Here is a 23,337-nt window from a genome sequence, read left to right as displayed (position 1 = left end):
CAAAACACTTATATATGATCTCTGCATAGTACGAAATACATTATGACGAGTTATTACGACCACATCTTGGGCCTGATCCCCCTCGCGTTCGTCGCCGTCGCCGCGGCGGTCACCATCTTCGGCTACTCGACGACGGTCGCGATACCCGCGGCGGGTGGTGTGGGCGTCGTACTCGTCGGTCACGCGCTCTTCGTCCGCGGTCCCACGGACGAGTCCGCGGGCGTCTCCGCGAGCGCGAGCGCGAGTACCCCCGTCGGACCGGGCGCGTCCCCGGACGACCGATCCCCGATGCCGGCTGCCGAGTAACCCCTCAACCCTTTTCCGCACGGTCGTCTAACCGTCCCGTATGACCGACTGCCTCTACCTCGGGAGCGGCGACGTCGCCGACCTCGCGGAGCCCGCCGAGTACGTCGCCGCCGTCCGCGACGCCTACCGTCAGCGCGGCGAGGGCGCGCCCGCCGAGCCCCGAACCAAGCTCGTCAGCGAGGAGCCGCCGGGGATGTTCACGACGTACGCCGCGGTGCTCCCCGAGACCGGCGCGATGGGCGGCTACATGTACGGCGCGGGCTTCGGCGATCGCGACGCGTGGTTCGTGGCGCCGGTCTTCGACGCCGAGAGCGGCGAGCCGCTCGCGCTCCTCGACGGCGCGAGCATGAACCCCTTCAAGACCGGCGCGGTCGGTGCCGTCGGGACGGACGCGCTCGCGCGCCGCGACGCCACCTCGCTCGCCATCATCGGAAGCGGCGCGCAAGCCCGCGGGCAACTGCGCGCCATCGACACCGTCCGGGACTTAGAGACCGTGTGGGTCTACTCCCCGACGAAGGAGAACCGCGAGGACTTCGCGGGCGAGATGAACAAGCGCCTCGACGCCTCCGTCGCCGCCGTCGCCTCCTCCGCGGCCGCCGTCGAGGACGCCGACATCGTCGTCACCGCCACGAACGCGTCCGAACCGGTCTTCGACGGCGACCACCTCGAACCCGGGGCGCACGTCACCGCGATGGGACAGTACGACCCCGAGAAGCGCGAGCTCGACGCGCGCACCCTCGAACGCGGGACGTACGTCCTCGACCTCGCGGCGCGCGCCGAGACGGACGCCGGCTCGTTCATCCAGGCGAAAGCGGAGGACGCGGTCACCGACGCGGACGTCTACGGCGAGCTCGGGGACGTCCTCGTGAACCGACTGCCGGGGCGCGAGGACGACGAGGAGATCACGATCTTCGACTCCGGCGGCACCGCCATCGAGACCGTCGCGGCCGCGCACATGCTCTACGAGCGCGCCGCCGAGGCGGATCGCGGACAGACGATCGACTTCGCGCCCGCGAGCGAGGCGCTCACCGGCGAGTGACGGTCACTCGTCGAGGCGAGCGACGACGCGCTCCCTGATCGACTCGCGCGTCCGGTGACTCCGTTCGGCGTCCGAGGTCACCTCGATCACTTGCGTCCCGTCGCTCGCGAGGCTCGCGCGATAGGCGTCCGCGAAGTCGTCGCCCGCCCCGACGCGAACGTAGTCGAAGCCGTAGAGCGCCGCGGTCGGCGCGAAGTCGAGGCCGTGGGGCGTCCTGAACTGCCCCTCGAACGGCGGATCGAAGGCCTCGATGGGGAGCATGTGGAAGATGCCGCCGCCGTCGTTGTTGACGAGGACGATCGTGGCGTCGACCCCGCAGCGTTCGAGCGCGAGCAGTCCGTTCGCGTCGTGGTAGTAGGCGAGGTCGCCGATCAGGAGGACGAGCGGCTCGTCCGTCGCGCTCCCCGCGCCGAGCGCCGTGGAGGTGATCCCGTCGATCCCCGACGCGCCGCGGTTGCCGAGGACGGTGAGAGCGGCGTCGCGGGGCGCGGCGAAGCGATCGACGTCGCGGACGGGCATGCTGTTCGAGACGACCAGCGTCGCGGGGTCCGGGGCGTCCGCGACGACGCGGCGCGCGATCGCGCCCTCGAAGCGTCCCTCCGCGGCCGTGACTTCGGCCGCGTGGACGCGTTCGGCGCGCTCGAACCCCGGCCAGTCGGCGCTCTCCGTATCGAGGCGTTCGGCGAGTTCGACGGCGAGCAGTCCGGGGTCCGCCGTGACGAGATCGGTCGCGCGGAACGTCGCCTCGCGCCACTCGCCGGCGGGGTCGACGACGAACTGTCGCGCGCCCTCCCGAGCGAGATAGCGACGCAGGGGCTTCGAGGTCGGCGACGCCCCGGTTCGAACGACGACGTCCGGGGCCGGCCAGGCCGCCGTGACGCGCTCGTCGAGGTAGCCGTCGTACGCGCCGTAGACGGGAACGTCAGCGGTGTGCGGCCCGTAGCGGAGCCCCGAGAGCGGATCGGCGAGGATCGGGAAGCCGCTCGCCTCGGCGAGCGCGACCAGCGCGGGCGCGTACCCCCGGTCTGTCGGCCCGGCGACGAGCAAGCCGCGCTCCGCGTTCGTGATCGCCTCCGAGAGGGCGGCGAGCGCGCTCTCGTCGAGCGCCATGCGTCCCGCGGTCGTCGCCACGAACGGACCGTCGCGCCCGCGGGCGGCCAGCGGGTGGTCGTCCGCCCACCCCTCGGGGACGGCGTGTGGCGAGTCGTCCGGCACCGCGGTCGGTTCGAGGGGTTTGGCGAACGGGACGTTCAGGTGGACCGGGCCGGGGTGCGTCCCCGTCGCGGCCGTCACGGCCCGATCGACGCGGACGCGCAGCGAGCGCAGCGTGCGGTCCTCGACGGCGGGCTCGGGGAGGTCGTCGTAGTAGCGGACGGCGTCGCCGTAGAGCTTCTCCTGATCGATCGTCTGGTTCGCGCCGCTGTCGCGGAGCTCGGGCGGGCGGTCCGCGGTCAGGGCGACGAGCGGCACGCGGGCCTGACTCGCCTCGATCACGGCCGGGTGGAAGTTCGCGGCCGCCGTCCCCGACGTGCAGACGAGCGCGACGGGGTCGCCCGCGCGCTTCGCGCGCCCGAGCGCGAAGAACGACGCCGAGCGTTCGTCGAGGTGAGAGAAGACGACGAGGTCGGGGTGCGCGTCGGCGGCGACGGTCAGCGGCGTGGATCGGCTCCCGGGCGCGACGCAGACGGACGACACGCCGGTCTTCGCGAGCTCGTCGACGAGGACGCGCGCGTGGAGCGTCGCGCGGTTGGGCGCGCTCACGCGTCGCCGCCCCCCGAGCGCGCGTCCGTTCCGTCGTCTCCGTCGTCCTCGAAGACGTCGAGAATCGGTCGGTACTTCAACTGGACCTCGTCCCACTCGGTGTCCGGGTCGGAGTCGGCGACGATGCCCGCGCCGGCGAACGGACGGACGCGCGTCTCGTCGGCGAGCGCGGAGCGGAGCGCGACCGCGAACGTCCCGTCGCCCGACCGGTCGAACCACCCGACCGGCGCGGCGTACCACCCGCGATCGAACGTCTCGGTCTCCCGGATCACGCGGAGCGCGGCGTCCGGCGGGAGCCCGCCCACCGCGGGCGTCGGGTGGAGCGCCTCCACGAGGGTGAGGACGTGCGCGTCGCTCGATGCCGTGATCGGCGTGAAGAGGTGCTGGACGGTTTCGAGCTTGCGGACGCGGCGCTCGCCCGTCTCGACGGCCGTCGCTACGTCGGCGAGCTGGTCGCGGATCCGCTCGGCGACGACTTCGTGCTCGTGGCGGTATTTCGACGACGAGCGGAGGTCGGCCGCGAGCTGCTGATCCTCGTCCGGCGTCCCGCCGCGTCCGACCGTCGCCGCGAGCGCGCCCGTCCGGAGGGCGTCGCCGTCGCGGGTGACGAGGCGCTCGGGCGACGCGCCGAAGAACGCCGCGCCGTTCGTCGGCCGGAGCGCGAAGCGAAAGCACGAGGGATAGGTGTCTCCGAGGCGCGCCATCGCGTCGGGGAGCGAGAACGCCCCGGCGAGCGTCACGTCGAGCGCCTGGGCGAGCACCACCTTCTCCAGTTCGCCCGAGCGAATGCGGCCGGTCGCGGCGCGCACCTGCTCGCGCCACTCGGCGCGCGACGTCGTGCGCTCCGTCGCGACGACGCCGGGGGGCGACGCGGCCGCGCGCTCGTCGGGCGCGAAGCGCTCGGTCACGTCCCGAAGCGTCCGCTCGACGGCCGACTCGCTCGCGTTCTCCCCGTGCGCGTTCACGGTCAGCCACGTCTCGCCGGCCCCGGTGACGACCTGCACGTGCGGGAGGACGAACGCGGCGGTCGGGAAGCCGTCCCACGGCCCCGTCCCCGCGTGGCCGTCGTGAAAGGCGAAGCCGCCGAGGAAGCGCGGCCGGGCCACCGCGGGGGCGTCCGCGGGGCGGTCCGGCGACGCGAGCACGTCGTCGGCGCGTTCGCGGACCGCTCCGAAGCGTTCCGCGCCGTCGGCGGTCACCTGCGCCGCGGCCCCGTAGCCGACGACGCCGGGTTCGTCAGGCGCCGTCCACACGGCGTTCGGCCGCCCGAGCGTCCGCAGTACGCCCGTCAGCGACGCGTCCGGCAGGCGGACCGTCCGACTGACGAGCCGTGCGGTGTCGGCCCGTGCGATACCCTCGCGTGAATCCATCTACTACGGACTCGGAGTGCGCGCGCCTTAGCCCCTACGACCGACGACGCGTCGGCGCGCTCGACCGCGGGCGCCGCCGCCCGACGAACCGATCGAGGGCGGCAGCGTCACGAGTAGCGCTCCTCGCTCCACGGATCCGCGGTCACGGAGTACCCCCGCTGCTCCCAGTAGCCCCGCTCGGGCTCGGTGAGGAGCGTGACGCCGTCGACCCACTTCGCGCCCTTGTAGGCGTACTTGTGCGGAGTGACGACGCGCAGCGGTCCGCCGTGTTCTCGCGGGAGGGCGTCGCCGTCGTACCCCCACGCGAACAGCACCTCGTCGCGCGCGACGGCGTCGAGCGGGAGGTCGGTCGTATAGCCGTCGAGGGCGTGGAACATGACGTGCACGGCGTCGGACTCGACGCCGACGGCGTCGAGGAGCGACGTCGCGGTGACGCCCGTGAACTCGCAGTCGAACTTGCTCCAGCCGGTGACGCAGTGGAAGTCCTGCCGTTGCGTCTCGCTCGGGAGCTCGCGGAACTCCTCCCACGTGAACGATCGGGGCCGCTCGATCGCGCCGCCCACGTCGAACGACCACGTCTCCGGGTCCCAGTCGGGCGTACCCCCCATCGAGAGCACGGGGAAGCGTTCGACTTCGCGCTGGCCCGGCGGGAGGCGCTCGTCGCCGAACTCCCGATAGAGGGCCGTGACGTCGCGCACGTCCGTCTCGTCCATACCGACCGACACGTCCCGAACGCCCCTGAGCGTACCGGTACCGGGAACCAACGCAATACGGAGAGGGAACTATGTTTTCGGATACAGTAATGATAATTCCTCTAATAGTCAAATCGCCCCGCCAAGCTTATACCAAGCGACGCCAAACCTCGGAGTAGACGAATGCCAAAGGTCGAAATCAACATCCCCGACCACATCGAGATGCAGATCGCCCAGCTCGTCGAGCAGGGCGAGTTCCTCACGCGGGAGGACGCGATCAAGGACCTCCTCTCCGCCGGTATCAAAGCGTACAAGACCAGCGGGCCGATGGACGAGGACGAGCCGGGCCTCGAGGACGAGGGCATGATGGGCCACGACGACGAGTACGTCTTCTAACTCGCCTTTTCACGTGTGTGACCGGCTGGCGAGCAAGGTTTAACCCTCGCTGTGTCCAATTCGCGGTATGCACAAGGACGAACTGCTCGAACTCCACGAGGAGATGGTGGAGATCAAAGAGACGTTCTCGGGGTACGAGGGCGTCGACGCGAGCGTCTTCGAGCCGTACGAGGAGCTCGACATCGACCCCTCACACGTCCACAAGTCGAAGAGCGAACACAAGCACGCGGTCTTCGTCCTCGGTAACGCGCTGGCGGTCGCCATGAGCGAGGACGAGTTCTCCAACGCCGGTCGGATCTCCAAGCGCATGGAGGAGCTCGCGGACGACGCCGGCGGCAAGCTGTAGGTCTCCGGAAAACGTTTTACGTCGGTGCCGCCACGGGGGGCGTATGCAGACACGCACGGCCGAGCGCGTCGAGTCGTGGGACGCCCGTCCCTACGAGGGCGGTGCGGACGCGCTCGCCCAACTCGCGGCCGCGGACTTCTCCGGCGTCGTCGCCGCCGGCGGCGCGCACCTCTTCTTCGTCAACGGCCGCGCCGTCGCCGTCGCCGACGGCACCGTCGCGGACGTCGTCGAGGGGTCGGGCGAGGCCCGAAGCGCACCGGAACGGTCCCTCTCCCTCCTCTTGGCGATGCACGAATCGGACGGCGAGACGCGCGCACGCTACTACACGAACGAGACGCCGCTCGCAGAGACCGACGAGGCGCTCCGCGACGCGGGGTTCACGGGCTACGTCGAGCTCTCGGAGAACGTCCTGAGCGGCGACTATTACGTCGCCTACTACGGCGGTCGCTCGTTCCCCGTCGCCTTCGTCGGGAACGTGCCGACGGTGCTCACGGGCGAGGAGGCGTTCGAACGCGCGGCCGACGAAGTCGGCGTCTACGACGTCGTCTCGGTCGACTTCGACTTCCCGGACCTCCCGGAACCCGAGGAGTCGGTCGACGGGACCGACGGTGCGGCGGCCGGGGCCGGCGGCGACGACGCGACGAGGGCCGGAGCGGACACCGAGGTGCGCGGCGACGACGCGGCGACCGTCGGTGGCGCGGCGCTCGCGGACGAGAACGACAGGGTCGACGACGAGGACGCGCACGAGAGCGACGACGCCGGTGGAGAGGGAACTCGCGAGCGCGACGTCCCCGACGAGCTCGCCATCGCGGCCGCCGGACCCGCGGACGACGAAGGGGCCGACGCCGACGGTGGCGCAGGCGGAACCGGCGACGAGAGCCCGGGCGAGGCTGACGACGAGAGCCGGGACGGGACCAGCGACGAGGACGCGGACGACACCGACGCCGGGGATTCCGGTGGCGAATCGGACGCCGCGGCGCTGGAATCGCTCGGGGCCGGTAGCGACTCTCCGGTCGACGCCGACCGCGACGACGGAGCGAGCGATCGACGGGGGGACGTGACGAGCGAGCGTGACGCGCCGACGGCCGACGCCGAAGAGACCGACGCCGTGCAAAGCGACGGTGAAAGGACTGAGACCGCGGAAAGCGACGACGGGGTTGACGTCGGGGCGACGGCGGACGCGCGGACGACGGGACGCGACGCGCCGACGGCCGACGACAGACCCACGGGGGACGACGAACGCCCCGGCTCCGTCGGGGCCGACGAGACGTCTCCGGCGGATTCGGGGCCGGACGCCGATGACGCGGGCGCGGACGGCGACGGGGTCAGAACCGGAACGAAAGCCGACGACGACGCCGACGCCGACGCTGACGGACCGGCGCCGGAGAACGGGACGGAGCGCGTCGGGGTGGCCGAACGCGAGGTGCACGTCGCGGAACTGCGGGAGGCGATCGAGGAGCGAGAAGCGCGCATCGCCGACTACGAGGACCGCCTCGCCGAGCGTGCGGAGCGAGTCGAGACGCTGACGGAGCGGGCCGAGACGGCCGAGGCGGCGGTGGAGGAACGCGACGCGGAGCTCGATCGGCTCCGCGCGGAGCGCGACGACCTCCGCGAGACGGTAGCGACGCTGGAGGATCGCGTCGCGGAGCTGGAGTCGGCGCTCGACGCCGCGGGCGGGCGGGTCGATCCCGCGACCGAGCTCGACCCCGAGACGGCACTCGCGGGGACGAACCTCTTCGTGCGCTACGAGTCGAAGGCCGAGCCGACCCTGGACGCGCTCGGGGAGGCCGACCCCGAGGCGATCGACGCGAACCTCCGGCTCGAACACCACACGAGCTTCGACGCGGTTGACGCCACGGTGTCGGGCGACGACTATCGGACGTTCCTCGAAGCGTCCGCGCCCTATCGGTTCGTCTCGTGGGTCGTCCGCGACCTCCCGTTCGAGATAGACGAGACCGGGCACCGGACCGGCCTCGCGGAGCTCTACGAGGCGATCCCGGAGATCGACCGCGCGGAACTCGACGGGACGGTGGCGGTCGGGACCGAGAGCGGTGAGACGGTGACGGAGTCCTTCGACGTCGTGTTACGCGACGGCATGGGCGATCCGCTCGCCGTCGCGGCGCTGAACACCGGCCGCGGCCCCGTCGACGGCGACGAGATGGAGGCGTTGACGGCGGCGGCGTCGCGGATCAGCGAGGGCGTGGAGACGCTGACGGCGGCGTTCTACGTCACGGCGTCGTTCTTCGAACCGGACGCGCTGGAAGCGGCGAACGATGCGACGTCGGACGGCAGCTTCCTGCGGCGAAGCGAGAAGGAGAGTTACGTGAGAGTCGCTCGCAAACGCGGCTACCACCTCTGTCTCGTGGAGGATCGCGCGGGATCGTTCCACGTGACCGTGCCCGGGCTCTAGTTCTCCGCTTCGGCGGGGGCCTCGATCTTCATCGACTGGAGCTTCTGGACGGTCTCGTCGACCTTCTCATCGAGTTCCTCGACGAACTCGTGGGTGTGGTCGGTCGTGATCGCGCCCTGACTGGAGGGCTCGATGAGGTTCTCCTCTTCGAGGACGCGGAGGGAGTAGCGGACCTTGTGGTGCGGGTAGCCCGTCTCGTTGGACATCTTGACGATCCCGATGGGCTCGTTCTCGATGACCATCCGGAGCACTTCGAGATGGCGTTCGAGCATATCAACCTCTTTCTCAAGCCGGTCTATCATGGCATTTGTTAACTCGTCGGGACAGCGTTTAAAGGTTGTCCTACGCCCCGGAGAGTGCGGGCGTGTCCCGTGGTTTCACACGGGGAGGGCTTACGTCTTTCTGCCCCGATTAGTGGGCCCGTACGTGGGTAGCCAAACGAGCTCGATACCGCGACGTGTCCACGTCTGTGTACATCTCGGGAACGGGGACCGTAACGAGTTTCACCGAGGGGGCGAAACGTCCGGCGTATGACCGTCACCATCGTCGGCTCGCAGTTGGGCGACGAGGGCAAAGGCGGCGTCGTCGACATCTTCGGCGACGCCGTCGACGTCGTCGCCCGCTATCAGGGCGGCGACAACGCCGGCCACACCGTCGTGCACGAAGGCGAGGAATACAAGCTCTCGCTCGTGCCAAGCGGTGCCGTCCGCGGCAAGACCGGCGTCCTCGGCAACGGCTGTGTCGTCAACCCCGCCACGCTCTTCGAGGAGATCGACGCCCTCCGCGAGCGCGGCCTCGACCCGGACGTCCGGGTCGCGCGTCGCGCACACGTCATTTTCCCGTACCACCGCGTCCTCGACGGCATCGAGGAGGAAGCCAAGAGCGAGGACGGCGAGGAGGTCGGCACCACCGGACGCGGCATCGGCCCGACCTACGAGGACAAGGCCGGCCGGCGCGGCATCCGGGTGGGCGACCTCGTCGACCCCGACCTGCTCCGCGAGAAACTGGAGTACGTCGTCCCGCAAAAGCGCGCGCTCGCCGAGGACGTCTTCGGCGTCGAAGTGGACGAGGCGTTCGATATCGACGCCCTCCACGCCGAGTATTCCGAGTACGCCGAGCGACTCGTCGAGGAGGGCATGCTCGTGAACGCCGGCGACTTCCTCGCCGACCGCCTCGACGACGACGCGAACGTCATGTTCGAGGGCGCGCAGGGCACCCTCATCGACATCGACCACGGGAACTACCCCTACGTCACGTCCTCGAATCCGACCGCGGGCGGCGCGTCGACGGGGACGGGTCTCGGCCCCGGCGTCGTCGGCGGCGACGACGGCGACGTCGTCGGCATCGTGAAGGCCTACCTGACGCGCGTCGGAAGCGGCCCGCTCCCCACCGAACTCGGCGGCGTCGAGGGCGACACGCCGGACTACACGCCGGGCGAGGGTCGCGAGGAGGAGCTCGCCACGTACATCCGAGACGAGGGCGGCGAGTACGGCACCGTGACCGGCAGACCGCGCCGCGTCGGGTGGCTCGACCTCCCGATGCTGCGTCACGCCACGCGCGCGAACGGCTTCACCGGCGTCGTCATCAACCACCTCGACGTGCTCGCGGGGTTGGACGAGGTGAAGGTCGGACGCGCCTACGAACTCGACGGCGAGACGGTGTCGACGATCCCCGCGACGACGGAGCGCTGGGCGGCGTGCGCTCCCGTCTTCGAGACCTTCGACGGCTGGGAGGCCTTCGACTCCGAGGTCGTCGCCGCGGAGGGATACGACGCCCTCCCCGCGAACGCGCGCGCCTACGTCGAGTACGTCGAGGACGAACTCGGCGTGCCCGCCTACGCGCTCGGCGTCGGACCCGGCCGCGAGGAGACGGTCGTGCGGACGAACCCCTTCGAGGCGTAACGCGCGCAGCGAAGCGGCGGGCCGTCACCGACGACCGCGGAAAGTGAGGAAGGCTTTTGGGTGGCCGCCACCCACCCACGAGGCATGAAGCGGGACCTCATGGACATCATCTGCTGTCCGCTCGACAAACACGACCTCGACCTCGACGTCGAGTCCGAGGAGGACGACGAGGTCGTCGCCGGGACGCTGACGTGCACGGACTGCGGCGAGACCTACCCGATCGAGGACGGCATCCCGAACCTCCTCCCGCCGGACATGCGCGAGGAGACCCCGGCGTAGCCCGCCGAAGCGGACGAAGCTTTTTGCTGTCGGGCATCGTCTCCCCGGCCGCACGTGCCCCTGACGCTCACGGTCGACCTGAACGACGGCCGCGCGCACGCGTTGGCCGCCTCGCCGGTCCCGTTCGAGGCGGACGGGTCGTTCGCCGTCGAGATCCGTAACCACGGCGCCGGGAGCCACGTCCACATCCACACCGACGAGGCTCTCTCGCGGGTCGCGCGTCCGGCGGGCGGCAACTACTACGTCCCGCCCGAGTCGCGCGAGCGGATCACCGTCTCCGTCGGAGAACCCGGCCCGCGTCCGGTCGAGGGGACGCTTCGGATCGCCGCAGGCTACGGGGCCGAACGCCTCGAGATCCCCGTGCGGATCGTCGAGCGCGACACGCCGGACACGGTCGAGGTCGACGAGTCGCTGGGGGAGGTCACGACGCCGGAGGAGCGCGACGACGGACCGGACCCGCGGGCGTTCGTCCCCGCGGCGATCGCCGTGGTCGGCCTCGCGCTCGCGGTGCTCGCCGTGTTACTTCTGAGTGAACTCGTCGGGGTCGTGGTCGGCGCGCTCGCGCTCTGCTGTGGCGTCGCGGCCTGGTACGCGCTCCGCTAGGAGTCGATGCCGAGGTCGCGGCCGCGCTTCGCGCGCAAATAGCGCACGCGATAGCGGTTCGCACCGTCGTCGAGGTCGGCCTCGCGGACCTCGTCCACGCGGTCCTCCGCGACGGCGTCGACGAGATCGCCGAGGCCCTCGACCTCGCTCTCCGAGAGCGTCACCTCGTGGGTGTCCTCGGGCTCGCCTTCGAGTTTCGTGAACTCGCGGGCCGCCGCGACGAACAGCGAACACGGCTCCCGGCAGGGGAACTCGCCGTCGCCCCGCGGAACGTCGAGTTCGGTGCCGGCGTCGTGGTCCCACTCACGGCGCTTCAGACACTGACTGTCGACGCAACAGGCCTCGGCGGCCCACGTGAGCGCCTCGGTCGGGAGGTCGGAGACGAGGCCGTAGATGCCGGTCTGTCGCGCCGCCGTCTCGCGCCAGTGGGTGACGTCGAGGGCCCCCTCGCGCTCGCGGTGCCAGTTGGCCACCGTGGCCGGGTAGACGAAGTCGACGGTATCGACGAGGGCGTCGCCGTCGAGTTCGACGAACTGCCAGCCGTGCGGGAGCGAGGGCGCGGTGGAGAGCGGCCGGTAGCGCCCGCGGTCGTCGTACTTGACGAGGTCGTGGGCCGCCCCCGGATCGCGGAACGCGTCGAGGTCCCGCGGGTCGGCGGCGGCGTCGTCCCGGTGGCGGACGTCGTAGACGCGCTCGCCGCCCGCATCCGCGAGGCGAACGCGGATGCGGAGCTCGCCCCACGTCCGGGCGCGGCCGCCGTCGCGGAGAGCGGCGAGGCGCTCGCGGGCGTCGACGGTCGCGTCGTCGCCGCCTTCGTCCCCGTCGGTGTCCCCGCGCTGCGCGCCGTCGCCTCGTCCCGCGTCGCTGTCCCCCTCGGTGTCGTCGCCACTTTCGGCGTCGTCAGTCCCCGCGGCGTCCGCGCCCTCCAGCCACCGGAGGAACGCCCGCCGTGCGGTGCCGCGCCCGCCGACCGTCTCCGCCCAGTACCGCCAGTTGGCGACGTACGGATCCCCGTCGGCGAGCGCGGCGAGCTCGCTCGTGTCGATCCCGCGCTTCGAGACCTCGGGCGTCTCGAAGCGGTAGCCGTAGGCGGTGTCCTCGACGACGAGACCGTCGAAGTCGATCCCGTCGCCGGCCGCCTCGATCAGGGCGGCGACGTCGCCCGTCATCGCGATCGCCCCGTCGCCGTCCCGGTGGTCGCCTCCGGCCCGCTCCGCGTCCGTTCGCGCACGGCCGCGATGGCGTCGGCCACGTCCGCGCCCGCGTCGGCCGCGCGTTCGAGGACGACGTCCGCGACGAGCGGTTCGGTGCCGACCGCGCCGGCGTACCAGATCCGGACGCCATCGACGGCCGTCGGGACGTCGTACCCCCTCCGATAGTCGTCGGTGAGGCCCAGGTCCTCGGGGATGTCCTCCCGGGTGTGGAAGCCGTCCGCGACGAAGAGCGGCACGACGACGACATCGTCGGTCTCGAAGAGCGTCGCCACGTCGTCGACTTCGGGCTCCTCGTCCATGAACACGGCGCGGACCTCCGCGAACAGCCCGCTCCGGCGGAGGCGATCCGCGTGGTAGTGGATGGCCTTCGCGGAGTTCTCGTTTCGCTCGGTGCCGTGGCCGACGACGGCGAGGCCGAAATCGGCGAGGTCACGGTCCTCGGTGATCGAGCGCGCGCGCTCGACGATGACGTCGCCCATCGCGTCGTGCGTCCCGACCGGCCCGCAGTAGTGGACGGTCTTCTCGACGTCCGCGGCGCTCAGCGTGGCGTGGTCGGCGTCGGTGCCGTCCGACTCCCAGTCCGAGACGTTCCACCCCTCCAAGCGGAGCTCGCGCGGGATGACGCGCTCGGTGAAGTAGCCCTCGGAGACGAACAGCGGCACGACGTACACCTCGTCGGATTCGAGGGTTCGCAACACCTCGCGGAACGACGGTTCCTCCTTCCAGAACGCCTCGCGGACCTCGTCGAACGCGCCGGTGGCGCGAATCGTCTCGGCGTGCGCGAACGTCGGTTCGCTCGACCCCGGGTTGAGGTGCGAGCCGTGGGCCGCGATGACGAGCGCTTGCATGTCCCGCAGTTGGCTCGCGCCGACCTTAGGACCACCGTCTCTCCCGACCCTCGCCCGGGGACGTACCCGAGGCGGAATCGCCGCGGCGTCGTCCGGCGCGCGTCCGCACGAGAAGAGTTACCCCGTCGCCGTGTCTGCGGTGTGGGTATGACCGAGACGCTCGCCGAGCGCGCACGCGAAGCGCTCCGGGATCACCCGTTCCTCGTCACGGCGCTACGCGCCGGCGTCGTGAACTACGCCGCCGCGGCGCGGTTCCTCGACCTCGACTCCGACGCGGACGTCGAGGCGGCCGCGACGGCGCTCCGACGGTACGCCGACGACCGCGAGGCGTACGCCGTCGAATCGCGCGACGCCCGCGTCACCATGGAGAGCGGCCTCGGGCGCGCGGAAGACGCACCCGACGGCCTCCTCTCGGTGAACGGCGTCGGATTCGCGCCGGGGGAAGGGACGCTGACCGGCGTCATCGCCACCGGCGACGTGGACGCGGCCGCGCTCGGGTCCGTGCTCGGTCGTCTGGCGACTGACGGCATCGAAATCGAGGCCGCCGGCGTCGCGGGCGACGGCCTCCTCGTCGTCGTGAGCCGTCGCGACGGCCCGGACGCCCTGCGCGCGGTCGAGGCGGCGCTCGCCGCCGTACCGACGACGGCGTGACGGCAGCGAGAGCGATGGTTTAACCACCGGGGTCGCCCTATCCGGCGACCATGACGCTGCGCGTGCGCAACACGCTCTCCGGCGAGACCGAGGAGTTCGTCCCCCAGGACCCCGACGACGTCCGCCTCTACTACTGTGGGCTGACGACTTCCGACCCGCCGCATCTCGGCCACGCACGCTCGTGGGTGCACGTCGACGTGATGAGCCGGTGGCTCCGCCACCTCGGCTACGACGTCCACCACGTCGAGAACTTCACCGACGTGAACGAGAAGATCGTGGCGCGCGTCGGGCGCGACGGCGACGACGAGAACGACGTCGCCGAACACTACATCACGGAGATCCTCGACTCGATGCGCGCGCTCAACCTCGAACGCACCGAGGTCCGCCCGCGCGTCTCCGAGCACATCCCGGAGATCGTCGACCTCGTCGAGACGCTCGTCGAGACCGGCCACGCATACGAGTCGAACGGCTCCGTCTACTTCGACGTCACCACCTTCGACGACTACGGGAAACTCTCCAATCAGGACTTAGCGCACATCGAAGAACAGGGCGACCCCGACGAGCGCTCCGAGAAGCGCAACCCCGCGGACTTCGCGCTGTGGAAGGCAGGCGGCGTCGACACCGACGCCATCGAGCGCCACCGCGGGCACGACCACCCCGGGACGCCCGCTCACCCCGAGGGACAGACGTGGGAGTCACCGTGGGGCGAGGGCCGTCCCGGGTGGCACATCGAGTGCTCCGCGATGAGCATGACGCACCTCGGCGAGACCCTCGACATCCACGTCGGCGGGCGCGACCTCGTCTTCCCGCACCACGAGAACGAGATCGCCCAGTCGGAGGCCGCAACCGGCCACACGTTCGCGAACTACTGGCTCCACTGCGCGCTCTTCGAGATGGACGAGGAGAAGATGAGTTCGAGCCTCGGGAACTTCATCACGGTGCGAGACGCCGTCGACGAGTACGGCCCGAACGCCCTCCGCCTGTTCATGGTCTCGGGCACCTACAACAGCAGGCAGACGTACTCCGAGGCGGCCATCGACGAAGCCGTCGAGCGCTGGGAACGCCTCTCGCGGTCGTACGACGACGCGGTCGCCGCCCTCGACTCCGTCGACGCGCACACGAAGGCCGTCGACGACGAGCTTCGCGAGGCGGCCGAGACGGCGACGGCGGACTTCGAGGCCGCGATGAACGACGACTTCAACACCCGCGAGGCGCTGCGCGCGCTCTCCGATCTCGCCTCCGCGCTCAACGTTCACCTCGCCGAGCGCGACGACTACGACTATCGCGGACTCCGCGAGGCCGTCGAGGCCATCGAGACCTACGGCGGCGGCGTCCTCGGACTCTCCTTCGGCGACGAGCCCGGCGGCGACGTCACGCTCGCCGAGGACCTCGTCGAGCTCGTGGTGGACCTCCGGGAGGAAGCGCGCGACGCCGGCGAGTACGAGCGCGCCGATCGCCTCCGCGACGAACTCGACGCGCTCGGTGTGACCGTCGAGGACACCGACAGCGGGCCGACGTATCGTCTCTGACGGCCGATATCCTTTTTCCCGGATGGCGTGTAGGCGGGTTCGGACATGCGAGAACGTATCGTCGCGGTCGCGGGAGTGGTGTTGCTCGTCGCCTTCGCCGGCTGTTCGGCGCTCACCGGGGGACCGGTCACGTTCGGCGCCGATAAGGCCACGGTGAGCGAGCAGGCCCTCTCCCAGACCGGTTACGAGGAGCAGTCGGTGAACGAGTCCGTCATCACGCGGAACGTCAGCGCGGCCGACCAGTCGAAGACGGTGAAAGTGACGAACTGGATCGCGCAGTACGACCGGTCGATAGACCTCGGGCCGCTGGGCTCGCAGCGCGCCGCGGTGTTCAGTACCGTCGCCACCCCGCAGGTGAACGTCCTCGGCCAATCGTTCAACCCGATCGGCGACTACCCACGCGAGCAGCTCGTGATGATGCTCCAGTCGCGCTACGAGAGCATCGAGAACGTACAGCCCGTCGGGAACTACTCGACGACGATGCTCGGGCAGAACACCACCGTCGGGAAATTCAGCGCCGACGCCCAGCTCGTCGGCGGGGGGTCCGTCGACGTCTACGTCCACGTGACGCGCGTCCAGCACGGCGACGACTACGTCCTCGCGATCGCCGTCTATCCACAGCGTCTCGACGACAGCGAATCCGAGCACGTCCGGACGCTCCTCGACGCCGTCGAACACGCGACCGAGAGCGAGTAGCGAGGCGACGACAACGCTTTTGCTCGGCCCGGTCGACCCACGCGGTATGGATCGGATCGCCGGGGTCGGCCTCGCCCTCAGCGCGCTCGGCGCCCTCGGATACGTCGCGGGCGTCCTCTACGCCTACCCCGGCCGCGCGTTCACCATCACGGCGGTCATGGTCGGGATCACGCTCTGTGCGATCAGCGAGGGGCGTCTCGTCGGGGGCGGTGAATGACCGTCGAGGCCGTCGTCTACGCCGCCGGCGGGGTGACGACCTACGACGACATCGACGCCGCGAAGGCGGCCGCCGGGACGACGTGGGTGCGGTTGTTCGACCCGACGCCGGACGAACTCGAACACGTCGCGTCCGTCTACGGCCTCCATCCGCTCACCGTCGAGGACGTCCAGAAGGACATTCGACCGAAGGTCGAGGAGTTCGACGACCACACGTTCGTCCTCGTGAAGGCCGCCCGCCTCGCCAGCGGCGACACCTCGTTTCGCGGCGAGCTCCTCACGAACCCCATCGGACTCTTCCTCGGCGAGGACTGGCTCGTCACGTACGCGACCGACGACTGCGCGGCCGTCGAACGGACGTGGCGGTTCGTCCGCACCGAGGACGACCGCGTCCTTCAGCGCGGCCCGGACTTCACCGCCTATCGGATCGTCGACGCCGTCGTCGACGACTACTTCGGGGCGCTCGACGACGTCGAGGACCGCCTCGAATACGTCGAGGACACCGTGCTCGACGAGACGGAGGCCGACGTCCTGACGGAGATCAACGACGCCCGCCGCGAACTGCTCGCCCTCCGCAAGCTCCTGTGGCCGACCCGAGACGCCATCGGCGTGCTCTCCCGCGGTGACCCGCCACAGGTGCGCGCGGAGACGGAGAAGTACTACCGCGACGTCTACGATCACCTCGTCCAGCAGGTCGATCTCGTCGAAACGTACCGGGATCTCGCGGCCGGCGCGCGCGACATCTACCTCAACACGCTCTCGATGAGCACGAACGAGGTGATGAAGAAGCTCACCGTCGTGGCGACGATCGTCCTCCCGCTCACGCTCGTCGTCGGCGTCTTCGGGATGAACTTCGCCGACACGCCGTGGAACATGCCCGAGCTCGCGTGGCCGTACGGCTACCCCGCCGTCATGATCGGGATGGGACTCGTCTCCCTGATCCTCCTCTGGTACTTCCGCCGCGAGAGCTGGCTCTAAGCGACGAGGAGCGGGACGATGAGCACGCCCATCAGGTGGACGCGACGCGCGCCGAAGTGCGGCGGGACGAACCCGAGACCGGTCGCGCCGGCGAGCACCGCGAGTCCGGTGGGGCCGGCGAGAACGACGCTCAGTGCTGCGACGAGGACGCACGCACCCGCACAGACCCACGCGGTCGGGAGCGACGCCACGGCGGCGAGATAGCGTTCCCCGATAGCGACGACGAGGACGACGCCTACGGCGGCGGCGAGGAGGAGGCAGGCGACATAGAGCGAAAGGTCGAGCGGGGCCGCGCTCCGATCAAGCGCGACGACGACGCCGGTGTGCGCCTCGCCGAGGGCGACGAACGCGAAGAGAGCGAAGATCGTATTACTAGTATTGACGCCGCTCGTGGCGACGAGGAACGCCCGATCGCCGGTCTCCTCGTCGAGTCCGGGGAGCACAGCGAGCGCGACGACGGCCGCGACGGCGCTCGACACGCCGGCGACGTAGCTCACCGCGGCGCCGGCGACGGCCCCCGCGAGCGCCGCGAGCGACGTGATCGGTTTCGGTGCACGGATCGCGGCGTCCGTCTGCGCGGGCGGCCCGCGACCCCGCAGCGCCGCGAGCAGCACGGGCAGGCCGAACAGCCCCGCGAACGCCGGCATCAAGAGGTCCCCGTCACCGAGCAGCGGGTTCGTCTGGAGTCCGAGGGCGACGAGTCCGAAGGCCCCAGTGAGCGCGAACGCGAACGCGGCCCCGACCCGCCGGCGGCGCGTCGGCTCGGTGCACACGAGGAAGACGACGACGGCGGCGAGGAGGAGGGGGAGGTGCGCCCGGACGGCGGGCGCGAGCGGGCGAACGAGGAGCGTGATCGGCCACCCGAGGACGCACGCGAGCAGGGCGGCCGCGCCACTCCCGAGCGCCGAGAGCCGGAGCGCCTCGCGTCCCCGACCGTCGAGGACGAGGCGGTGACCCGGAAGCGTCGACGGCGCCATCGCGGCGTCGGGCACGCCGAGCGCGAGCGCCGGCACGACGTCGAGGATCGAGTGGACGACGCCGGCCACGAGTATCGCCACCGCGACGCCGCGTGCCGGCCCCGGTACGAGAGGCGCCGCGGCCGCGAGCAACACGGCGAGCGTGTTCACGTGCAGGCCGGGCGTCAGCCCCGAGCACGTCCCGAGGCCGATGCCGACCGCGACGCAGGCCAGCGCGGCCGCCGTCGACTGCGTTTCCAGACCGAGGCGGACGCCGAACGCGTACATCGGACCGGAGTGGGCGCGCCCTCGCACTTGAACGCGCGCCACCGCTGGCACCTTCGGGGCCGTAGAGCCGAGGTATCGCGCAGTCCCGTCGAGGTATCGATTGGACGCCGGGTACTCTCTCGATTGGACTGCACGACGCCGTCGCTACGCGGCGTGCCGTCGAAAGAAAGAACGTGATTCGAGTCGCGGACGGTTAGCCGAAGAGGTCGCCGAGACCCTCGCCGGAGGCCTCCTCGTCCTCTTCGTCGCCGCCTTCGTCCGCCTCGTCGGCGGCCTCTTCGTCCTCGGACTCCTCTTCGGTGTCCTCGGACTCCTCCGCGGAGCCGCCGGACGCGGCACCACCGGAGGCGCCGGCGGCCGGGACGGCCGCGGCGGACTCGATGGCCTCCTCGATGTCGACGTCCTCCAGCGCGGCGACGAGGGCCTTGACGCGGGACTCCTCGACATCGACACCGGCGGCCTCGAGAACGGCCGTGACGTTGTCCTCGTTGATCTCGTCGCCCGATTCGTTCAGGATGAGCGCAGCGTAAACGTATTCCATTGTTCTAGGGGTGTTGTGGGTGTGGTATAGTCAGTCGCCGAACATGTTTCCGAGGCCTTCCGCGCCGTCGTCCTCGTCGCCCTCGTCGTCGGGCTCCGCGGAGTCGGAGTCGGCTTCGTCGGTCTCGGTCTCGTCGGCGTCCGATTCGTCGTCGTCGGGCTCCGCCGCGGGCTCCGCGGGCGCTTCGACGCCGCGGAGCTCCTCGGGGAGCGCGTCCTCGTCGTCGATGTTGGCGGCGAGCGCGCGAACCTGCGCGTCGGCCGTGCTGACGAGGTCGTCCATCAGGTCGGGGCTCTCGATCGCGGCCTCCAGACCGACGCTCTTCGCCTCGCCCGCGGCCGTCTGCAGCATGGCCGGGACGGTGGCGGCGGTCGGGTACTCGGCGTTGATCGAGAGGTTGCGCGCCGAGGCGACGGCGGACTGGATGTCCGCGCGGTACTCCTCGACGTCGATCGCGAGGTCCTCGGGATCGAAGAGGACGCCCTCGCTGTAGACGCTCCGGAGATCGAGACCGACCTCCTTGGGTTCGATACCGAGCTCGCCGAGGACGTTGGCGACGTCGTCCGAGACGACCTCGCCCTCCTCGGTGACGACCGAGTCGGAGAGCACCTGAATGGAGCCCTCCTGGATGCGCGCGTCGGCACCGATCTGCTGGAGTTCGCCGACGAACGGACCCGGATCGATCCCGGTGTCACCCTCGGGGATGACGATGTCATTCGGGGCGACCTCGCCCGCGTTGATCGGCGCGGGCGTCTTCGAGGCCTCGAGCTCCTTGTAGAGACCGAACGGGTTGTCGTTCGTCCCGACGAGCCCGACCTGGCCGGTGAGGAACTCGGAAAGCTGTTCGAGGCCGTCGTCGACCTCGTCGAGCGCGCGAGCGAGGAGCGTGTTCCGGCTCATCCGGAGTTCGGCGCTCCCGTGGAGCTCGCGGCGCATGTCCTGGAGCTGGCGCGAGGGGATGCCCGCGACGTTGACGACGCCGACGGAGTCGTAGGAGCGGAGGAACTCGGTGAGTGCCTCGACCTCCTCTTTCTTCCACTCGGGGATCGTCTCGGTGGTACGCTCGGATGCGGACATTTAGGCCACCTCTACGGACGGGCCCATCGTCGTCTTCACGTAGATGGAGTCGACGTTGAGCGGGCCCTTCTCGAGGTTCGCGTGCAGTCGGCGGACGATCACGTCGATGTTCGACGCGATCTCCTCCGCGCTCATGTCCTCCGCACCCACGCGGGTGTGGAAGGTGCGCCGGTCGCGCGAGCGGAGCTGCACGGTGTTTTTCATTCGATTGACGGTCTCGACGACGTCGTCGTCGGGCTGGAGCGGGGTCGGCATCTTCCCGCGGGGACCGAGGACGGTACCGAGGTAACGACCGATGTCCTGCATGAGGGAGGCTTCGGCGATGAAGAAGTCCGTCTCATCGGCGAGGTCCTTCGCAGCGTCATCGTCGTCGCCGAGGTCTTCGAGGTCGTCCCCACCGAGGACGTCGTCTGCGACGTCCTCGGCGCGAACGGCCGTCTCGCCTTCGGCGAATACCACGATGTTCGTCTCCTGTCCGGTGCCCGACGGCAGCACGACGCTCTCGTCGACGCGGTTCGACGGGTCGTTGAGGTCGAGGTCACGAAGGTTGATCGCGAGGTCGACCGTCTCGCGGAAGTTCCGCGGCGGTGCCTCGTCGATCGCGTTCGCAACTGCCTCTTCTATGTTGTCTGCCATCTTTCACCTCCGTAGTGTGTCTGCCCCCGTCAGGGGAGCTGCTACGGGTCAGTGAAACAGGCTACGCCTGTCTCCTCTGAAGGGAAGCGGATGCGACGCATAAAAGCGTCGTTTCAACGGCCCCGTGGGCCGGTCTCACGTCCGCACGGGACGGCGTCGCGAGGCGGTGAGCCTATGCGTCGCACCCCCGTTCGACGACACATGCGAACGCGACGCGACGTGCTGGCGACGGCGAGCGCACTCGGCGCGGGACTGCTCGCGGGTTGTACCTCTAGCGGCGACGGCGAGTCGACCGGGTCGGGCGGCTCGACCACGACGCGGGACCTGCTCGACGTCGACGTCCCCGACGACCCGGACGTCGAGACGGTGGACTCGCTCCCGACGCCGGTTCGGGGCGACCCGGACGCCGCCGTGACCGTCCAGGCCTTCGAGGATTACGCCTGCCCGCACTGTGCGACCTACTCGAACGAGGTCGTCCCGCGGCTCGTCGAGTCGTACGTCGATCCCGGCGAGGTCCGCTACGAGCACCACGACTTCCCGCTCCCGGTGAACGAAGAGTGGTCGTGGGCGGCGGCGAACGCGGCCCGCGCGGTGCAGGACGCCCTCGACGACGCGGCGTTCTTCGAGTACGCGGCGACGCTCTTCGCCCATCAGGACGCGTACGTCGGCGCGGGCGCGACCGGCTACGACTACCTCGGGACGGTCGCGGACGACCTCGGTGCGGACGCGACGACGGTCGTCCGGGCCGCGAAGGGCGGCGCGTACGATCCCGTACTGGAGGCCGACCGGCAGGCCGGCCGCGACATGGGCGTCCGGGGGACGCCGACGGTGTTCGTCGACGGCACCGCGACCGACGACCCGGGGTACGACGCGATCAGCTCGGCGATCGACGACGCGCGCTCGGCCTGACGGGCCGGCGCGAGACCCGAGAGCGATCACCGACCGACACGCGTTTTCTCGCGCGCGGGCTAGGGCGCGTGTGCGACGACGAACGTATCTGTCCGGCGTCGGTGCACTCGCCACGACCGGACTAGCCGGCTGTGGTAGCGATGCGTCTACGGCGTCGACATCGACGACGCCGCTCCCGCCCGACACCGTCCGGTGCGCGCTCGTCGACTACGCCTTTCGGCCGGGGACCGACGAGCCGTTGGTGATCGACGCGGGGACAACCGTCCGTTTCGTCTGGCGGAGCAACGGCCACAACGTCGTGCCGACGGAGAAGCCCGCCGGGGCCGACTGGACGGGCGAGCCCGAACTCCGCTCGCGCGGTCACACGTACGACCACGAGTTCACCGTCCCGGGCACCTACCACATCGTCTGCGAGCCCCACGTCAACCTCGGGATGGTGGGGGACATCGTCGTCACGGAGTCGGGGGGCGCGGCGACGACCGGCGGCGCGAACGACACGCGGGAGTGACTCACACCCGCGTGATGGCGGATCGGATGCGGAGATATCTACCGGAGACGCCCCGTACCACCGTTGTGTGCCGAAAGAGACCTATATCCGACTGGGCAAAGGGCTTAAATCTATCGGTGTCATTGGTCATCATACATGGCACGCCGCAGCCGCCAGCAGGAGCGAGACGTCGAGGCGGAGACGACCGACGGGGAGCAGGAGGAGACGCGCACCTGTCCGGAGTGCGAGTCTTCCAACCTCTCGGTGAGTGCGGACCAGGGTGAGCTCATCTGTGAGGACTGCGGCCTCGTACTAGAGGAGGACAACGTCGATCGGGGGCCGGAGTGGCGCGCGTTCAACCACTCCGAGCGCCAGCAGAAGAGTCGGGTGGGCGCGCCGACCACCCAGACGATGCACGACAAGGGGCTGACGACGCAGATCGACTGGAAGGACAAGGACGCCTACGGTCGCTCGATCTCCTCGAAGAAGCGATCGCAGATGCACCGTCTGCGAAAGTGGCAAGAACGCATCCGCACGAAGGACGCCGGCGAGCGAAACCTCCAGTTCGCGCTCTCCGAGATCGACCGGATGGCCTCGGCGCTCGGCGTCCCGCGCTCGGTCCGTGAGGTCGCGTCCGTCATCTATCGTCGCGCGCTCAAGGAGGACCTCATCCGCGGGCGCTCCATCGAGGGCGTCGCCACGTCCTGTCTCTACGCCGCCTGTCGAAAGGAAGGCATCCCGCGCTCGCTTGAGGAGGTGGCCGAGGTATCCCGCGTCGACCAGAAGGAGATCGGGCGCACCTATCGGTACGTCGCCCAAGAGCTCTCCTTGGAGATGGAGCCCGTCGACCCCAAACAGTTCGTGCCGCGCTTCGCCAGCGAGCTCGAACTCAACGAGGAGACGATCGCCAAGGCCAACGAGATCATCGACATCTCCGCCGAGCAGGGCCTCCTCTCTGGGAAGAGCCCGACCGGCTTCGCCGCCGCCGCGATCTACGCCGCCAGCCTCCTCTGCAACGAGAAGAAGACCCAGCGCGAGGTCGCCGATGTCGCGCAGGTGACCGAGGTCACCATCCGCAATCGCTACCAGGAGCAGATCGAAGCGATGGGCTTCGAGTAACGGCGCGGTCGAAACGGGGACGACCGGACCGACGCGTACGATCCGCCGAACTCCACAGGACACGGTCCTGCGTGCTCGACGGCTCGTAG

General features: G+C 70.2%; 26 protein-coding genes. 16 read left to right on the top strand and 10 right to left on the bottom strand.

All coding sequences use genetic code 11. The features are described 5' to 3' along the window. Nucleotides 1–42 precede the first annotated feature (42 nt). Nucleotides 43–306, top strand: a complete 264-nt coding sequence (locus IEX91_RS10725) for a hypothetical protein (protein ID WP_188878906.1) — start codon at nt 43–45, stop codon at nt 304–306. Nucleotides 307–346: 40 nt separating this feature from the next. Next, the gene (locus tag IEX91_RS10720) at nt 347–1,345 is read left to right on the top strand and encodes an ornithine cyclodeaminase family protein (RefSeq protein WP_188878904.1); all 999 of its coding nucleotides are present in this window, start codon (nt 347–349) and stop codon (nt 1,343–1,345) included. Nucleotides 1,346–1,348: 3 nt separating this feature from the next. Here IEX91_RS10720 and menD read toward each other — a convergent pair whose 3' ends face one another. From menD to IEX91_RS10705, 3 genes are all read right to left on the bottom strand, one after another. Beyond that, nucleotides 1,349–3,106 carry a 2-succinyl-5-enolpyruvyl-6-hydroxy-3-cyclohexene-1-carboxylic-acid synthase gene (gene menD / locus IEX91_RS10715; RefSeq protein ID WP_188878903.1) on the bottom strand — a complete coding sequence of 586 codons (1,758 nt, stop codon included), beginning with the start codon at nt 3,104–3,106 and terminating at the stop codon, nt 1,349–1,351. Beyond that, entirely contained in the window at nt 3,103–4,476 is a 1,374-nt protein-coding gene (locus tag IEX91_RS10710) for an isochorismate synthase (RefSeq protein WP_188878901.1), read from the bottom strand. The genes menD and IEX91_RS10710 overlap by 4 nt, the downstream gene beginning before the upstream one ends. 107 nt (nt 4,477–4,583) lie before the next feature. Then, a complete protein-coding gene (locus tag IEX91_RS10705; RefSeq protein ID WP_188878900.1) occupies nt 4,584–5,189 on the bottom strand; it encodes a sulfite oxidase-like oxidoreductase in 606 nt (201 codons plus the stop codon). A gap of 162 nt (nt 5,190–5,351) precedes the next feature. Between IEX91_RS10705 and IEX91_RS10700 the strand changes: the two genes are divergently transcribed. The 3 genes from IEX91_RS10700 (at nt 5,352) to IEX91_RS10690 (ending at nt 8,320) form a co-directional block, all read left to right on the top strand. After that, entirely contained in the window at nt 5,352–5,564 is a 213-nt protein-coding gene (locus tag IEX91_RS10700) for a DUF7120 family protein (RefSeq protein ID WP_188878898.1), read from the top strand. Between the two features lie 67 nt (nt 5,565–5,631). Then, the gene (locus tag IEX91_RS10695; protein ID WP_188878897.1) at nt 5,632–5,910 is read left to right on the top strand and encodes a UPF0058 family protein; all 279 of its coding nucleotides are present in this window, start codon (nt 5,632–5,634) and stop codon (nt 5,908–5,910) included. Nucleotides 5,911–5,953: 43 nt separating this feature from the next. After that, a complete protein-coding gene (locus IEX91_RS10690) occupies nt 5,954–8,320 on the top strand; it encodes a DUF7527 domain-containing protein (RefSeq protein WP_188878896.1) in 2,367 nt (788 codons plus the stop codon). On the opposite strand, the gene IEX91_RS10685 is transcribed toward IEX91_RS10690, so the two are convergent. Beyond that, entirely contained in the window at nt 8,317–8,622 is a 306-nt protein-coding gene (locus IEX91_RS10685; protein WP_188878895.1) for a hypothetical protein, read from the bottom strand. The genes IEX91_RS10690 and IEX91_RS10685 overlap by 4 nt on opposite strands. 228 nt (nt 8,623–8,850) lie before the next feature. On the opposite strand from IEX91_RS10685, the gene IEX91_RS10680 reads away from it, so the two are divergent. From IEX91_RS10680 to IEX91_RS10670, 3 genes are all read left to right on the top strand, one after another. After that, on the top strand, nt 8,851–10,221 hold the full coding sequence (locus IEX91_RS10680) for an adenylosuccinate synthase (RefSeq protein WP_188878894.1): 1,371 nt from the start codon (nt 8,851–8,853) through the stop codon (nt 10,219–10,221). Nucleotides 10,222–10,305: 84 nt separating this feature from the next. After that, nucleotides 10,306–10,500: a methytransferase partner Trm112 gene (locus IEX91_RS10675; RefSeq protein ID WP_188872891.1), complete on the top strand. Its 195-nt coding sequence runs from the start codon at nt 10,306–10,308 to the stop codon at nt 10,498–10,500. A 54-nt stretch (nt 10,501–10,554) separates the two neighbouring features. Then, nucleotides 10,555–11,103, top strand: coding sequence for a DUF7524 family protein (locus IEX91_RS10670; protein WP_188878893.1), 549 nt, complete (start codon nt 10,555–10,557; stop codon nt 11,101–11,103). Here the strand turns inward: IEX91_RS10670 and IEX91_RS10665 are convergent. After that, nucleotides 11,100–12,272, bottom strand: coding sequence for a DR2241 family protein (locus IEX91_RS10665; RefSeq protein WP_188878892.1), 1,173 nt, complete (start codon nt 12,270–12,272; stop codon nt 11,100–11,102). The genes IEX91_RS10670 and IEX91_RS10665 overlap by 4 nt on opposite strands. Beyond that, nucleotides 12,269–13,165: a CbiX/SirB N-terminal domain-containing protein gene (locus tag IEX91_RS10660; protein WP_188878891.1), complete on the bottom strand. Its 897-nt coding sequence runs from the start codon at nt 13,163–13,165 to the stop codon at nt 12,269–12,271. Before IEX91_RS10660 ends, IEX91_RS10665 begins: the two co-directional genes overlap by 4 nt. Before the next feature lie 147 nt (nt 13,166–13,312). Here IEX91_RS10660 and IEX91_RS10655 point away from each other — a divergent pair, with 147 nt between their 5' ends. From IEX91_RS10655 to corA, 5 genes are read left to right on the top strand one after another with little or no spacing between them, the layout of a single operon-like run. Further along, the gene (locus tag IEX91_RS10655; RefSeq protein WP_188878890.1) at nt 13,313–13,816 is read left to right on the top strand and encodes a DUF7523 family protein; all 504 of its coding nucleotides are present in this window, start codon (nt 13,313–13,315) and stop codon (nt 13,814–13,816) included. A 50-nt stretch (nt 13,817–13,866) separates the two neighbouring features. Beyond that, on the top strand, nt 13,867–15,345 hold the full coding sequence (gene cysS, locus IEX91_RS10650; RefSeq protein WP_188878889.1) for a cysteine--tRNA ligase: 1,479 nt from the start codon (nt 13,867–13,869) through the stop codon (nt 15,343–15,345). A 45-nt stretch (nt 15,346–15,390) separates the two neighbouring features. Further along, nucleotides 15,391–16,041, top strand: a complete 651-nt coding sequence (locus IEX91_RS10645) for a DUF6517 family protein (protein ID WP_188878888.1) — start codon at nt 15,391–15,393, stop codon at nt 16,039–16,041. 46 nt (nt 16,042–16,087) lie between these two features. Beyond that, nucleotides 16,088–16,258, top strand: coding sequence for a hypothetical protein (locus IEX91_RS10640; RefSeq protein WP_188878887.1), 171 nt, complete (start codon nt 16,088–16,090; stop codon nt 16,256–16,258). Continuing rightward, on the top strand, nt 16,255–17,235 hold the full coding sequence (corA, locus tag IEX91_RS10635; protein ID WP_188878886.1) for a magnesium/cobalt transporter CorA: 981 nt from the start codon (nt 16,255–16,257) through the stop codon (nt 17,233–17,235). The genes IEX91_RS10640 and corA overlap by 4 nt, the downstream gene beginning before the upstream one ends. Here corA and IEX91_RS10630 read toward each other — a convergent pair. The 4 genes from IEX91_RS10630 to IEX91_RS10615 all read right to left on the bottom strand — a co-directional run bounded on the left by IEX91_RS10630 (nt 17,232) and on the right by IEX91_RS10615 (nt 20,733). Continuing rightward, nucleotides 17,232–18,479 (bottom strand): tripartite tricarboxylate transporter permease, encoded by a 1,248-nt coding sequence (locus tag IEX91_RS10630; RefSeq protein WP_188878885.1) that lies wholly within the window; start codon nt 18,477–18,479, stop codon nt 17,232–17,234. The genes corA and IEX91_RS10630 overlap by 4 nt on opposite strands. 193 nt (nt 18,480–18,672) lie before the next feature. Further along, complete coding sequence (rpl12p, locus tag IEX91_RS10625) at nt 18,673–19,020, bottom strand: 50S ribosomal protein P1 (RefSeq protein ID WP_188878883.1); 348 nt, start codon at nt 19,018–19,020, stop codon at nt 18,673–18,675. Between the two features lie 30 nt (nt 19,021–19,050). Beyond that, on the bottom strand, nt 19,051–20,097 hold the full coding sequence (locus tag IEX91_RS10620) for a 50S ribosomal protein L10 (protein ID WP_188878881.1): 1,047 nt from the start codon (nt 20,095–20,097) through the stop codon (nt 19,051–19,053). Next, nucleotides 20,098–20,733 (bottom strand): 50S ribosomal protein L1, encoded by a 636-nt coding sequence (locus IEX91_RS10615; RefSeq protein WP_188878880.1) that lies wholly within the window; start codon nt 20,731–20,733, stop codon nt 20,098–20,100. Nucleotides 20,734–20,934: 201 nt separating this feature from the next. Here IEX91_RS10615 and IEX91_RS10610 point away from each other — a divergent pair, with 201 nt between their 5' ends. From IEX91_RS10610 to IEX91_RS10600, 3 genes are all read left to right on the top strand, one after another. Beyond that, nucleotides 20,935–21,642, top strand: coding sequence for a thioredoxin domain-containing protein (locus IEX91_RS10610; RefSeq protein ID WP_188878879.1), 708 nt, complete (start codon nt 20,935–20,937; stop codon nt 21,640–21,642). Nucleotides 21,643–21,712: 70 nt separating this feature from the next. Next, on the top strand, nt 21,713–22,150 hold the full coding sequence (locus IEX91_RS10605; RefSeq protein WP_188878878.1) for a plastocyanin/azurin family copper-binding protein: 438 nt from the start codon (nt 21,713–21,715) through the stop codon (nt 22,148–22,150). 135 nt (nt 22,151–22,285) lie between these two features. Continuing rightward, nucleotides 22,286–23,248 carry a transcription initiation factor IIB gene (locus IEX91_RS10600; protein ID WP_188878877.1) on the top strand — a complete coding sequence of 321 codons (963 nt, stop codon included), beginning with the start codon at nt 22,286–22,288 and terminating at the stop codon, nt 23,246–23,248. The last annotated feature ends 89 nt before the right edge of the window (nt 23,249–23,337 follow it).

Origin of the sequence: Halarchaeum nitratireducens (assembly GCF_014647155.1) — an archaeon.
Taxonomy (GTDB): Archaea; Halobacteriota; Halobacteria; order Halobacteriales; family Halobacteriaceae; genus Halarchaeum; species Halarchaeum nitratireducens.
Note: the sequence above shows the minus strand (reverse complement) of the source record. Positions and strands in the feature narration are given on the sequence as shown.